Here is a 13,432-nt window from a genome sequence, read left to right on the forward strand (position 1 = left end):
GAAGGATGGGGGACCTGACGACGTGGGCATGGGTGCTGCTCGCGGTCGCGGCCCTCATCGTCGGGATCTCGAAGACGGCGCTGCCGGGCGCGGCGACGCTCGCCGTCGCGATCTTCGCGAGCGTGCTGCCCGCCAAGCACTCGACGGCGACGCTGCTCGTGCTGCTCATCGTGGGCGACGCGTTCGCGCTCATCACCTACCGGCGGCATGCCGACTGGCCGACGTTGATCAAGCTCGCCCCCGCCGTCGTGTGCGGGCTGCTCCTCGGAGCGGGGTTCCTCGCGATCGCGGACGATGCCTGGGTGCAGCGGACGATCGCGGTCATCCTGCTGCTCGTCGTCGCCTTCACGCTGTGGCTGCGCTGGCGCGGCACGGCGACGGGGCTCATCGGCAGGGGCGGCCGCGTCGCGGCGGCAGGCTACGGCACGCTCGGCGGCTTCACGACGATGGTCGCCAACGCCGGCGGCCCGGTCATGTCGATGTACTTCCTCGCCGCACGGTTCGAGGTGAAGGCGTTCCTCGGCACGGCGGCGTGGTTCTTCGCGATCGTCAACATCGCCAAGCTGCCCTTCGCGATCGGGCTGGGGCTGCTGACGCCGCAGAGCCTGCTGATCGACCTCGTGCTCCTGCCCGCCGTGCTCATCGGCGCATTCGCGGGCCGGGCGCTCGCGGGTCGCATGAAGCAGGCCGTCTTCGAGCGGATCGTCTTCATCCTGACGATCGTCGCGGCGCTCTACCTGCTGCTCTCCGCACCGGTGTGACGTTTTACTCCCCGGTTCCACGGGTGTCAACGGCACTTCCGCGGGGTGATCGGCGGCGAGACAATTCAGGTCATGCGATCGGTGCCGATGTTCGACCACGGCGAAGTGGTCACGACCTCGACGGGTGAGGTCGGGCGCGTCATCGTCCCGACGTCGGGTCCTCCCGTCGAGTTCTTCGATCCCCTCGACGACGAGTTCATCCTCCGCGTCGTGCACGTGGAGTTCCCCAGCGGAGAGGTCCGCCGCTACCTGGCGTCCAGTCTGACGGCGACCCGCTGACGGCCGGTCCTCCACAGACCGAGCACCGCTCGGTTTGACTTGCGTGCACGGATCACGGATGCTGTGCGGGCCCGACTTGTCACGATGGAGTGCCAATGAACCTCGCCGTCCGGCGTCCCCTCGTCGCGCTCTGCGCCATGCTCGCCCTCATCGTCGTCCAGGCGATCCTCGACCCGACGGGCCTGCTCGCACTCGTCGGCTGGTCGGGAGCGCTTCCCGCGTTCGACCGCGGACTCTGGCCGCTCGCCCCGTACGTCGTGTTCGTCCCGGTGCTCCTCGGCATGACGTGGTGGACGACGGCGCGCGCCGGCGACCGCTACTGGACGCTCGTTCCCGGCCTCGTGCTCAGCGTCCTGCTCGCGCAGGCGGCGACGGCGCTCGCGATGACGGGCGACCTCGGCGCCTCCGCCTGGGCCGCCGGCTACGTCACGGCGAAGGCCGTGCCGGCCGCGCTCATCGTCGCCGCCTTCGCCCGCTGGCTCGGCGGCAGGACCGACCGGGTGCGCCGAGACCCGGGAGCTGTGTGGGGTCCCGCGCTCCTCCTCGCCGCCGTCGCCCCGCTCCTCTCGGGTCTGTGGTGGACCGCCCCCGTCTACGCCCCCGCCGTGCCCGTCGCGCGGCCCGATCGCGGACTCTTCTCGACCGCTGTCGCGATGCTCCTCCTCGCCGCCGCGTCGGCGCTCTGCCTGCGCTGGATGCGCGCGCGTGTGCCGGGCGTGCTCGGCGGCTGGCTCGCCGCCGTCGTCGCCGGCGCGATCGTCGGCGTCGTGCAGGCGGTCGTCGCAACGATCGCCGACGGCCTGCAGGGCGACCTCTGGCCCCTCATGAGCGCGTACGTCACCGTCGCCGACGGCCTGTCGTTCGGCGTGTGCGTGGGCTGGATCGCCGGCGTCGGCGCGCTCGTCGCCGATCGCGTGCGCGTGGGCCGCGGTGCGCGCGTGCCCCTCTATGCGGCGGCGGCCGTCGCCGTCGTCGCGCTCGTCGTGTCGATGGTCGTGCCGTACGCCGGCGGGGCATCGGCCCAGGGGCGTGGGGCCGCGGCATCCATCCCCTCGCACTTCCTCCGCGCGAGCGGAGGGGTGATCGCCGACGGCGACGGCAACCAGGTGCTGCTGCGCGGCGTCAACGTCAACCAGCTCGTCGACTTCTACGCCCCGCGCCCCGACGTCCCCGTGACGCGTCCGCTCACGGAGGACGACTTCGCCGGCATCGCGGCGGAGGGGTTCGACGTCGTGCGGCTCGGGCTGTCGTGGTCGGCGCTCGAACCGGAGCGCGGACGGCTCGACCGGGGCTACCTCGACCGCATCACCGAGGCGGTCGGCTGGGCGAAGGCGCACGGCCTGTACGTCGTGCTCGACATGCACCAGGACTCGTGGTTCAACGGCGCGACGCCCGACGGCACCGCCTGCCGTCCCGGCACCGACCCGATGTGGGGCTACGACGGCGCCCCGGAGTGGGCGACGATCACCGACGGCGCGCCGCGCTGCCAGTTCCAGGGGCGTGACATCTCACCCGCGGGCGACCGCGCATTCCAGAACTTCTTCTTCGACACCGACGGCGTGCAGACGGCGCTCGTCGAGACGTGGGGGCGCCTCGCCGAGGTCTTCCGCGACGATCCGACGGTCGCGGGCTACGACCTGCTCAACGAGCCCGGCTTCGGCGAGACCGCGCCCGTCACGACCTCGCTGCTGCTCGGCCGGTTCTACGACCGCGCGATCGACGCGATCCGGGCCGCGGGCGCACCCCAGATCGTGTTCATCGAGCCGAGCATCCTGTGGTCGGGCCTCGGCTTCGACGCGGGCCCGGCGGCGGGGTTCACGCAGGACGCCAACTGGGCGTTCTCGCCGCACCTCTACGCCGAGTCGATCACGATGGACCGCTCGCTCGGCATCACTCCGATCGTGTCCATGAAGCGCCAATTCGCCCTCGCGCAGCGGGTCGCCGATCAGTACGGCGTGCCCCTGTGGTCGGGCGAGTACGGCTACTGGGGCGACGCGGCCGACCGCGTCGCCCGGCTCGAGCGCTACGCGAGGCTCGAAGACCGGTACGTCCTCGGCAGCGCCTACTGGGTGTGGAAGCAGGCGTGCGGCGACCCGCAGGGCGGCATCGGCGACGTTGGCGACGCGCTCATCCCGCAGGACTGCGCCTCCGGCGACGACCTGCCGCCCCGCGACGACCTCCTCCGCATCCTGGGTCGCGCCTACCCGCAGTCGGCGCCCGGCAGCGTCTCCGAGCTCAGCGCGACCGATGACGCCTTCGCGATGAAGGGCACGGCGGGTGAGAAGGGATGCGGCCTGCGGGTGTGGTTCCCGGGTGCGGCCGAGCCGTCGCTCGACGCCACGGGCATCACCGACCTCGAGACCGCTGCGGTCGACGGCGGCTGGATCGTCACGGGCTGCGCGGAGGGTGACTACTCGCTCGCGACGAAGTAGCGGTCGAGGGTCGCGGGATCGGCGATCGCGTCGGGGTCGAGACCCTGCACGACGACCCCCGACTCCGACGGGCGCACGAGGAACAGCTCGCGCGCGTGCTCGTTGACGGTCGCCGGTCCGTACCCCACCCGCAGGCCGAACAGCTTCCGGACGACGGGCCAGGCATCCACCGTCCTCACCAGGCGCGCGCGGTCGCCGAAGCGGAAGCCGCGCTCGGCGCCGTAGCGGCGCAGGCGCGCGGGTGAGTCGAACGCGGGGTCGTACGACATCGCGACGACGGCCCGCTCGCCCCCGGCGAGGGCCGCGAGTCGCGTGATCGTGAGCGAGCAGCGCTGCGGGTTCATGCAGCGGGTGTAGAAGAAGGCGAGCACCGTCTCCTCCTCGAGCAGGTCGGCGAGGGTCTGGGCCCGGCCGTCCTGGTCTTCGACGGCGATCGCGCGGAGAGCCGCGGCATCCACCGGGAAAGACGGCGGCGGGATGCTGCCGGCCGGCGCCTCGCGCGCCGCGCGCTGCTCGTCGAGCGCGTCGAGCAGCTCGCCGCGGGCCGTCCGCATCCAGGTCGGCGCGACGCTCCCGGGCTGCCAGCGCACGTAGACATCGCTCGTCGAGATGCGGTCGGCGGCCGCGCGCAGCAGTTCGGTCCAGTCGCCGGCGTCGCCGCGCACGGCTCGGGCGGCTCCCGCGAGGACGACGGGGCTCGCGCTCGTGCGCAGCTCCTCGGCGACGATCGCGCGCGCGTCGGCCGGGATGCCCCGTGCCTCGAACGAGGCGAGCAGGTGCGCGCGGACGCGCTCTGCGTCGGCCTGCGACAGGCCCTGGGCATGGGGGGCGTCCTGACGCAGATCGTCGGCGGCCACCGGCCGGGCGAGCAGCTCGGCGATCAGGAGGTCGACGGGCCGCGGCATCCCCTCACCCCTCCGGCTCGGGCGGACGCGCCTTGGCGAAGCGGTCGATCGACGTCTTGAGCGAGCGCGAACTCGTCGCGTCCTTGACGCGGTCGAGGCCCTCACGGAAGTCGGCGTCGTCGACGGCCGCCGCCGCCTCGGGGGTGAATGCGACGGCCGAGAGCGCCGTCGTGCGCAGCGTGTCGTCCTCGTCGTCGTCGAGCACGAGGTCGCGCGCGACGTCGGCGAAGCGGGTCGGGGACGCGGCCTTCAGGCTCATGGCCGCGAGCTCGCGCACGGCCGTCCGCTCGGTCTTGTCGGCTGAGATCGAAGCGAGCAGGTCGACCGACTCGGGGTCGGCCGCGAGTGCGCGAAGGGCCTCTTCACGCACGCGGCCCGAGCCGGACTGCGCGAGTTCGCGGAAGAGCGGCGCCGCGTCGCCGTGCTCGTCGCGCGCGAGGAAGCGGGCGGCCGTCGCCGCCGGCACGAGGGGCTTGCGCATGCCCTCGAGTCCCTCGCGCAGCAGCTGCTGGCCGACCTCGTCGTTCTCGAGGGTCAGCCGGTCGAGTGCCATGTGCCGCACGCGCTTGTCGGGCGAGAGGGCGAGGTCGCGCAGCCGGTCGATGTACTCGGCGTGGAACGGGGCGAAGCGCACGGGCTGGAAGGTCGCCGCCCCGAGGCGCTCGAGGGCCGTCAGCTGGATGTCGGGCGTCGACGACTCGTCGGCGAGGATGTCGAGCAGCATCCGCATCGCCGACTCGAAGGTGTCGGCCTCGACGAGCACCGTCTCCAGGTCGTCCTGCGACAGGTCGGGCGACCGCGCCGCGAGCACCTGCTTGGCCGTGCGCGCCTTGGGCCGCGTCTTGTGGATCTCGGTCACCTCGGAGACGTACTCCTTGCGGAGCGCCTCGATGTCGTGCTCGTCGGTCATGGATGCCTCACACCGTCTGGAACGGCACGTCGTCGTACGCGAAGCCCAGCTGGGCCTGCCCGATCGTGCCGAGGTAGTCGATCGTGTCCCGGATGCGCGGACTCACGCCCGGCGCGGCGGTGAGCGGCGACGGGGTCAGGCCGCCGCCGGGAGCGGTCGTCGGGCGGGGTGCGGCGAGGGGCCCGCCCCACGGCCACAGCTTGTCGGCGAGGCGGTGCCCCGGGAGCGTCGACGAGGGGTCGAACGCGCGGGCCGCCTGCGGGTCGTGGCGCTTGAACGCCCACTGCCACTTCGCCCACAGCCGGTCGACGTTGCAGTGCAGCAGGAAGAACAGGGGGTCCTGCGGGGCCGTCGCGGGATCGGTGATGACACCGCTGATGTGCGCCATGTGCGCGCGGCCGTGCGGGTTGCCCTGCATGATCCGGAAGCCGGCGTACTGGGCCGAGGGCGCGCCGCCGAGCGCGAGCGTCTCCTGTTCGGAGCGCACCAGCGGCACGGTCTGGGGGCCGACGCCCGGCCCTCGCTCGACGCCCGGCAGGTTCCCCGCGACCCAGGCGCGCAGGGGATTGCCCGTCGTGAACTGCACGCGGTCCTGGGGTCCGGGTACGCCCATGAACGAGCGGGTGAAGACGTTCGGCGCGGCGCGGTCGAAGCGCCAGTACGGCAGCGCGACCTCGCCGTCGATCTTCTGCAGCTCGCGCTCGAGGTCGAGCAGATAGATCCGGTGCCACGGCAGGAAGCCGGCCCCGCCGTGCGCCTCCCGGTCGGGCGGGCCGCCCACGTGCATGTCGCGGAAGTCCATGAACCGGCCACTCGCCGCGCCGTTGAGCATCGCGAACGCCCGCAGGAACCGGTCGCGCTCGGCCGTCGACAGCGTGTCCGCGTTCTTGCGCACGCGCACCATGGTCGGGTGGCTCGCCTGCAGCGCGTTCGTCGTGCGGTCGCGCACCTCGATCGTGACGTCGCCGAAGCGCGTGCTCGCGGCCGGGAACGCCCCGCCGATCCAGACGCTCACGGCCGAGCCGTTCGCGGGCAGATCCAGATCGATGGATGCCGCGCCCGCGTGCGTGACCGCGTCGGCGAACAGCAGCCTTCCTCCGCCCGCGGCGCTTCGCGCCGACACCGTCACCTGCGCCGGCTGCACCTGTGCGGGCGTGACCGCGAGCTTCACCTCGACGGGCCGCCACGTGACGTACGCACGCTGACGCTCGTCGTACCGCGGAAATGTCACGCTGACGCTCACAGCACCCCCCGATGCCCGGTCTTCTTCGACCTCCGCGCATCAGGGTAGCCCCGCGCCTGCGCCGGGTCGAGAGCGCTTAAGCAATCCCGGGGGTTGACCGGGCACCCGCGGGGGCGCTTGCATCGGTGCGGGGGAATCGCGAGAGGACGGGGCGGATGACGGGATTCCTGGCGCGGGTGCGCGCCGAGGCGGCGGAGGCAGAGGCGGAGGCGGGGGCAGCGGCGCCGGCACCTGCTCGGGATGCGGCACCGCGCGGGCTCCTCGGCGGCATCGCGAACGACGACACGACGATCCTGCCACGGCCGGTGCCGCATCACGTCCCCCTCGTGCCCGTCCCGCACCGCGAGGGCGTGCTGCCGCTCGCGATCGACCTGCTCGACTCCGCCGAGACGTTCACCGCGATCTCGACCGTCGCGGGCGACCTCGTCGCGAACGGACGGGTCGCGAAGTTCCTCATCGACCGACGCGATCTCGCCGCGCCCGTCGTGCGGTTCGTCAACGGCAACTTCCTGCAGGGCGGCGAGGTGCCCGACGCCGCGAAGTACCACTACTACTTCGCGCAGGCCGCGTACGGCATCCCTGAGTCCCTCGACGAGTTCAACAGCGTCACCTACTTCACGCAGGACAAGCGCTACATCGCCGGCACCGTGCGCACCTACCTCATCGGCGACAGCGCCGAGCCGGTGTACGGGCTGCAGTTCTACCCGCAGGACCTCATCCGCGAGCAGCTCGTCGTCGACGCGATCACGCTCCTCCTGGCCGCCATCCCGATCGCCGGAGCATCCTTCGCCTTCGTCCCGACGGGCTCGCAGCAGACGACGGCGACCGTCGCCGATCGCCTCTCCGAGCTGGGCGCGCCCGTGCTGCCGATCGACCGCATCCTCGACGGCATCCGGTACATCCCGCTCAACACGGGGGAGGCGTGGGGGTACCTGCGCATCTTCCCGCCCGACAACGACGATCTCTCCCCAGCCGACATCCCCGTGTTCGACGAGCTGCCGCTCGATCTCTCCGTCGTCGCGGGCGTGCTGACCCACGCCGTGCAGGACACCAACTCGCACGTGAACCTCAAATCCAAAGAGCGCCAGACGCCGAATGCCGTGCTCCGGGATGCCGCACCCGACCACCCCCGGCTCGCGCCGTTCGCCGGTCAGCCCGTGCACTTCGTCGTGGGCAAGGACGACTTCGTGCTGGAGGCATCCACCGACGACGTCGTGAAGGCCAAGCTCGCCGAGCGCACCGACCGTCCGCTGCAGACTCTGACCTGGCAGCCCGAGACGGCCCTGCGCTCGTTCACCGAGCTCGCGTCGGGCACCCCGCAGGCGGCGAAGGCCGCCGCGGCGCGGTACGGGTCGAAGGCGGCGAACCTCGGCTTCCTCGCGCACCGGTCGGTGCTGGGGAGGGTGACGGATGCCGCGAGCCCGAGCGGCACGCGCGGCTACGACCTCGTGCCGCAGGGGTTCGCCGTGCCGCTGCAGGCGTACCGCGACTTCATCGACCACCCGCCGAACTCCGACGTGAAGGCGCTCATCGATGCCTTCGTCGACGACGAGCAGGCCGGGCGCCTGACGCCGAAGCAGCGGGTGAGGCGCGTCGAGGAGATCCAGGACGGCATCATGGCCGCATCCTTCCCGCCCGGCGCCCTCGAGGCCGTGCGGGCGAAGCTCGACGCGGTGCTGCCCGGTGTGAAGAAGGTCAAGGTGCGCTCGAGCGCCAACGCGGAGGACGTCAAGGGCTTCGACGGCGCGGGCCTCTACGACAGCTACGCGGCCGACACGACCAAGCGGGACCGCCCGATCGGGCCGTGCATCGTCGAGGAGGACGCCGCGTCCGACGGCGAGGTCAAGCGCAAGGTCAGGCCGAAGTCGGTCGGCTGCGCCATCAAGGCCGTCTACGCGAGCCTGTGGAACAAGCGCGCGGTCGAGGAGCGGTCGTTCGCGCGCATCGATCAGACGTCGGTCGCGATGGGGCTCGCCATCCTGCCCGTCTACGACACGGAGTCGGAGGTCGCGGCGAACGCCGTCATCGTGACCCGCGTGCTCAACAGCGACGAGCTCTACGGCTATTCGCTGTCGGTGCAGCTGGGCGACAACCTCGTGACGAACCCCGACCCGGGCACCTACTCCGAGGTCACGGTCGCCGGGTTCTACGGCGACGACGAGCCGATGAGCCTGTCGATCACGCGCTTCGCGAAGCCGACGCCCGACGCACCCGTGCGGACCGAGCCCGTGCTTCCGCCGGAGCGCATGGTCGAGCTCGTCGACCTCGCCAAGCGCATCGAGCGCGCGTACTGCCGCGCGACACCCGGGTACTTCCGCGGTGGCTGCGCGAACGTCGCGGGTGCGAACGGTGAGGAGAAGGAGAACTCGCTCGACCTCGAGGTGAAGATCCTCGAGAACGGGCACCTCGTCATGAAGCAGGTGCGCGAGTTCGGCGGGCGCTGAGCCCGCGGCGAGCCTGTCGCGGGGCGGCGGGCCGCGCTATCTTGAGCGCATCGGGGTGATCCGCTTTCGCAGCCCGGGGGTGCGGAGTGTCAGAGCCATACCGACCGCCGCTCACGCGCGTCGACGTCGAGAGCTGGGCCGCGCCCGCCGTGGACCCGGTGGCGGCGGCCGCCGCAGCCGTCGCGCGCGGCATCGACCCCGCGGCGCCGGCGCTCGGAGCGCCGCCGGGAGAGGTCGCCGGGTTCGTGGACTGGATTCCTCGCGCCACCCCGGGCGTTCTGCCGCTCGTCCCGCGACTGGTGACGCCCTGGAACCCGGACAGCCCGGCCCGTGCCATCCTCGCCCCGGTCCGCCTCGCGATCCGCGCGCCGATCGTCCCCGCCGAGGTGGTGCCGACGCTGCTCGAATGCCCCGGGGTGGGCTCGGTCGTGCTGCCGGTCACCCGGGCACCCGACGCCCTGCGCCGGCGGTCGTGGAACTGGCCGTTCCGGCTCGGGGTCGCCGACGACGCCCTCCGCGACGCGCTCGAGCGTGGACGCCAGGGCGGCCCCGTGCCCGCGGAGCTCGTCGAGATCGTCGATGTGCGCGACGATCCCGCCGCCGTCGACCTGCTCGCCCTGCGGACGGATCCGGCCGGCGCTGCCGCCTTCCTCGAAGCCCACGGCACGATCGCCAACGGGGTCGTCTGCCTCGAGGCATCGACTCTCCCCTGGCGCATCGACGACGCGCGCCTCGCGCTCGTCCGGGCCCTCTCGTCCGCCGTGCTGACGGCCATCGCGACGACGGATGAGGGGATGGATGCCGCGTCCGCGGCGCTCCTCGCGACGGTGCGGTTCTTCTCGCACGCGCACCCGATCGACGTGGCGCTCACGGCCGGGTTCGGGCGCAGCATCCTGATCTCGGCCGAGACCGATGCGATCGCCGACGTGACCCTTCCCGGGCTCATCCAGACCTCCGCGGACGCCGTCCGGAGCGATCTCGCGGCGCTCGCCGGCGCATCCGGCCTGCTCGGCGCGCCCGAACCCCTCGAGGGACTGCCTCCCGACGCGGTCGACGAGTTGGCGCGGCTCGTGACGGGTGTCTTCGATCACGAGTCGGGCGAGGCCTTCGAGGCCGCCGATCTGCAGACCCGGCTCGACACCGCCATCGACGCCGCCGCGACCCCCCGCTTCCTCCAGGCGACGATCGGGTCCGACAACGTGCTCCACGGGGGTGCGAACGCCGTCGACGTCTTCCTCGGGCCGCCCGAGGAGGGCGCGCTGCAGGGCGCGGCTGTGCCGAACTCGCTGCTGGGCTTCGACGATCCGGCCGTCGACTCGGCGCGCCTCACCGTCGTGCTCGCGCCTCTCGAGCCGCCCGGCGATCCCGTGCGCGGCGAGCTCGACGTGCCGCGGGTGGGCCGTTCGCCGAATCTGCGGCTTGTCTGGCAGCTGCCCGACCGCGGTCTCGTCCAGGCGCGGCTGCTCGTCCTCCATCGCAATCGCGTGCTGCAGACCGCGCGGATCACGGGACGCGTCGGCGAGGTCGCCGAGCTCGACGACCGCATCGTGCTGTGGGAGCAGACCGGCCGGCTCGACGAGCGGACGCCGTTCGACCGCACCTTCGTGCTCAACCACGACGCCAGGGGCGAGTCGCGCGTCGTGAGCCACGCCGACGGCGCGACGACGATCCAGGCGCTGGAGGAGCTCGGGCCGCCGACCGACCGCATCCGCGATCACCTCTTGCGTGCCACGCAGCTCACCTCGACGGGCAAGCGGGCGGAGGAGGCGGCTCGCAAGATCCTCATCGACGTCGCGATCGAGGGCAACGACCTGTACGGCATCTTGTCCGATCATCTGGACCGGTTCCGGGATGCCCGGCGCATCCAGATCGTGACGGCGAGGTCGGGCCGGTTCCTCCCGCTCGAGCTCGTCTACGACCGTCCAGCGCCCGGCCTCGACGCCGCGCTGTGCCCGAACTGGACCGAGGGGAAGGAGTGCGGCGATCACTGCTTCCGAGACGCCGACGACATCTCCATCGTGTGCCCGTCGGTGTTCTGGGGCATGAGCCGCACGATCGAGCGTCAGCACGCCTCGCTCGCGGGGCCGGACGGCAACGCGTTCGTCGTCTCGGCGACTCCGACCCGTCGACGGCGGACTCTCACGGTCACGCGTGCTCTGCTCGCGGCGAGCCAGAAGGTGCGCGACAGTGACGTCGTCGACACGGCCACGGCGCTCGGCGGGGCGACGCGCGCCATCACGTGGGACGACTGGACGACCGACCTCAGCGCGGCCCGCACGGATTTCCTCGTGCTCATGCCGCACACCGACCCCAAGGCCGGAAGCCTCGAGATCTCGGCGCAGCTCCTGCGGACGGGACAGATCGAGGCGCGGCACGTGACGGGCGGACAGGACGTCACGCCGGTCGTGGTGCTCTTCGGCTGCGACACGGCGGGGTCGAAGGAGGACCCGGCCGGGTACGCCACCCGGTTCCTCGCGAAGGGCGCCGGCGTCGTCTTCTCGACCTTGACGCTGCTGCTCGGCCGGCATGCGGCGCAGATGTCGCAGCGGCTCGCGACGCTCCTGAAGGACCCGTCGCGCAAGGCGGCGCCGCTCGGCGACCTCGTGACGGAGTTCCGCCGCGATGCGGTGCGGGCCGGACTCATCAGCGCGATCGCCGTGACCGCGTACGGCGACGCCGACTGGAGGATGTGAGATGTTCACGATCGAGCTGCTCCCCGCGCAGCGGGGCGATGCGCTGTGGATCACCTACGGCGAGGGCGACGACCTGCATCACGTCGTCGTCGACGCCGGCCCGCTCGAGACGATCCCCACCGTCGTCCCCGAGCTCGAGCGGCGCATCTCGGCGCTGCCCGGCACGGCCGACAAGATCGACCTGCTCGTCTCGACCCACATCGACGCCGACCACATCCAGGGGATCGTCGCGCTGCTGTCCGATCCGAGGCGGGTGCCGGTGTTCCGCGACGTGTGGTTCAACGGGTTCCACCACTATCAGCCCGAGGTGCTCGGCGGCGTCGACGCGGAGATGGTGACGGGGTCGCTCGCGCAGCATCCCGATCACTGGAACCACGCCTTCGACGGCGGCGCCGTCATGATCCCCGACGACGGGCCGCTGCCGACCCGCACGCTCGCCGGCGGCCTGACGATGACGGTGCTCGCGCCCGACCGGGCCGCGATGGCCAAGCTCGTGCCGGAGTGGGAGGAGGCCTGCCGCAAGGCGGGCGTGCTGCCCGGCGGCGGTGCGCCGATCGTCAAGAAGGGGTTCATCCGCGAGGGCCTGCTGGGCGGGTTCGACCCCGATCTGCTCGCGGCGTCGCGGTTCAGCGCCGACCCGAGCGCGCCGAACAACTCCGGCATCGCGCTGCTCGCGGAGTACGACGGCAAGCGCGTACTGCTCCTCGGCGACTCGGGTGCGAAGCCCGTGCTCGCGGCGCTCGACCGGCTCGAGCCCCGCCCGCACCGCTTCGACGCCGTCAAGGTCGGCCACCACGGCTCCCGCCGCAACACGAGCCTCGAGTTCGCCCAGGCCGTGCAGGCGAGGAAGTGGCTCGTGTCGACCGACGGCGCGAAGTTCGGGCATCCCGATCCGGAGGCGATCGCCCGCATCGTCGTGGGACAGCAGAAGCCGCCGACCTTCGCCTTCAACTACGTGACGCCGTTCATCACCGACGTCGTCGCGGGAGCCGGCGAGCGCTACCGGGTGCAGCTGCCGCGGAAGAAGGGGCCGGGCTACACCGAGGGGATCGTCGTCACGGTGTGAGCGTCCCGCGGCTACCGTGGACGCGTGGCTACCGGGCAGCGCAAGGGCACGTACGAGAAGGGCCGGCTCCGCCGGGAGGCGATCGTGGATGCCGCGACCGACCGCTTCGTCGAGGTCGGATACCTGCGCGCCTCCCTCGCGCAGATCGCCGCCGACGTGGGCATCACCGAGGGCGGGCTGCTGCACCACTTCCCCTCGCGGATGCACCTGCTCGTCGCGGTGCTCGACCGCCGCCTCGCGCGGACGGCCGAGTGGTGGCAGGCGGAGGACGTCGAGGGCGACCCGGTCGGCGTCATGAAGCGGATCATCCGGACGGGCAGACAGCTCACCGCCGAGCCGGGGCTCATCGAGCTGTTCGTCAAGATCGGCGCGGAGGCCGCCGATCCGACGAGCCCCGCGCACGAGCTGTACGCCGAGCGCTACGCCGATGTCATCCAGTCCGCCGCGCGCGAGATCGCGTCGGGTGTCGACGCCGGATACTTCCGCGACGACCTCGACCCCGTGCGAATCGCCCGGGAGGTCATCGCCGTGTCCGACGGGTTGCAGCTGCAGTGGGTTCTCGCGGGCGGGGAGCTCGACCTCGTCGAGGGCATCCGGGCGCACGCGATCGGGCTCGCGGAGCGGATCGTGGTGGAGCCGCACCGCGATCGCATCGGGGAGCTGCGAACGACGTGAACGGCCCTCCCGGCCAGCGGGAGG

The 13,432-nt window shown here is 72.3% G+C and carries 10 protein-coding genes; 7 read left to right on the top strand and 3 right to left on the bottom strand.

Annotated elements, in window-relative coordinates; genetic code table 11:
• Positions 1-5: 5 nt before the first annotated feature.
• The 3 genes from AAIB33_RS18030 (at position 6) to AAIB33_RS18040 (ending at position 3,472) form a co-directional block, all read left to right on the top strand.
• Complete coding sequence (locus AAIB33_RS18030; RefSeq protein ID WP_345801333.1) at positions 6-761, top strand: sulfite exporter TauE/SafE family protein; 756 nt, start codon at positions 6-8, stop codon at positions 759-761.
• 72 nt (positions 762-833) lie between these two features.
• Positions 834-1,040, top strand: a complete 207-nt coding sequence (locus AAIB33_RS18035; RefSeq protein ID WP_345801334.1) for a hypothetical protein — start codon at positions 834-836, stop codon at positions 1,038-1,040.
• A 95-nt stretch (positions 1,041-1,135) separates the two neighbouring features.
• Positions 1,136-3,472 carry a cellulase family glycosylhydrolase gene (locus AAIB33_RS18040; RefSeq protein WP_345801335.1) on the top strand — a complete coding sequence of 779 codons (2,337 nt, stop codon included), beginning with the start codon at positions 1,136-1,138 and terminating at the stop codon, positions 3,470-3,472.
• Here AAIB33_RS18040 and AAIB33_RS18045 read toward each other — a convergent pair.
• From AAIB33_RS18045 to AAIB33_RS18055, 3 genes are read right to left on the bottom strand one after another with little or no spacing between them, the layout of a single operon-like run.
• Positions 3,451-4,377: an SCO family protein gene (locus tag AAIB33_RS18045; protein WP_345801336.1), complete on the bottom strand. Its 927-nt coding sequence runs from the start codon at positions 4,375-4,377 to the stop codon at positions 3,451-3,453. The two genes, AAIB33_RS18040 and AAIB33_RS18045, sit on opposite strands and share 22 nt — an antisense overlap.
• A gap of 4 nt (positions 4,378-4,381) precedes the next feature.
• Positions 4,382-5,287 (bottom strand): HEAT repeat domain-containing protein, encoded by a 906-nt coding sequence (locus tag AAIB33_RS18050; protein ID WP_345801337.1) that lies wholly within the window; start codon positions 5,285-5,287, stop codon positions 4,382-4,384.
• Positions 5,288-5,294: 7 nt separating this feature from the next.
• The gene (locus AAIB33_RS18055; RefSeq protein WP_345801338.1) at positions 5,295-6,530 is read right to left on the bottom strand and encodes a tyrosinase family protein; all 1,236 of its coding nucleotides are present in this window, start codon (positions 6,528-6,530) and stop codon (positions 5,295-5,297) included.
• Positions 6,531-6,685: 155 nt separating this feature from the next.
• Between AAIB33_RS18055 and AAIB33_RS18060 the strand changes: the two genes are divergently transcribed.
• The 4 genes from AAIB33_RS18060 to AAIB33_RS18075 all read left to right on the top strand — a co-directional run bounded on the left by AAIB33_RS18060 (position 6,686) and on the right by AAIB33_RS18075 (position 13,408).
• Positions 6,686-8,974: a PEP/pyruvate-binding domain-containing protein gene (locus AAIB33_RS18060; protein WP_345801339.1), complete on the top strand. Its 2,289-nt coding sequence runs from the start codon at positions 6,686-6,688 to the stop codon at positions 8,972-8,974.
• Positions 8,975-9,060: 86 nt separating this feature from the next.
• Positions 9,061-11,667, top strand: a complete 2,607-nt coding sequence (locus AAIB33_RS18065) for a hypothetical protein (RefSeq protein WP_345801340.1) — start codon at positions 9,061-9,063, stop codon at positions 11,665-11,667.
• 1 nt (position 11,668) lies between these two features.
• Positions 11,669-12,733: a hypothetical protein gene (locus AAIB33_RS18070; RefSeq protein WP_345801341.1), complete on the top strand. Its 1,065-nt coding sequence runs from the start codon at positions 11,669-11,671 to the stop codon at positions 12,731-12,733.
• A gap of 24 nt (positions 12,734-12,757) precedes the next feature.
• Entirely contained in the window at positions 12,758-13,408 is a 651-nt protein-coding gene (locus AAIB33_RS18075) for a TetR/AcrR family transcriptional regulator (protein ID WP_345801342.1), read from the top strand.
• Positions 13,409-13,432 lie beyond the last annotated feature (24 nt).

This window comes from Microbacterium sp. AZCO, from assembly GCF_039614715.1.
Lineage (GTDB): Bacteria > Actinomycetota > Actinomycetes > Actinomycetales > Microbacteriaceae > Microbacterium.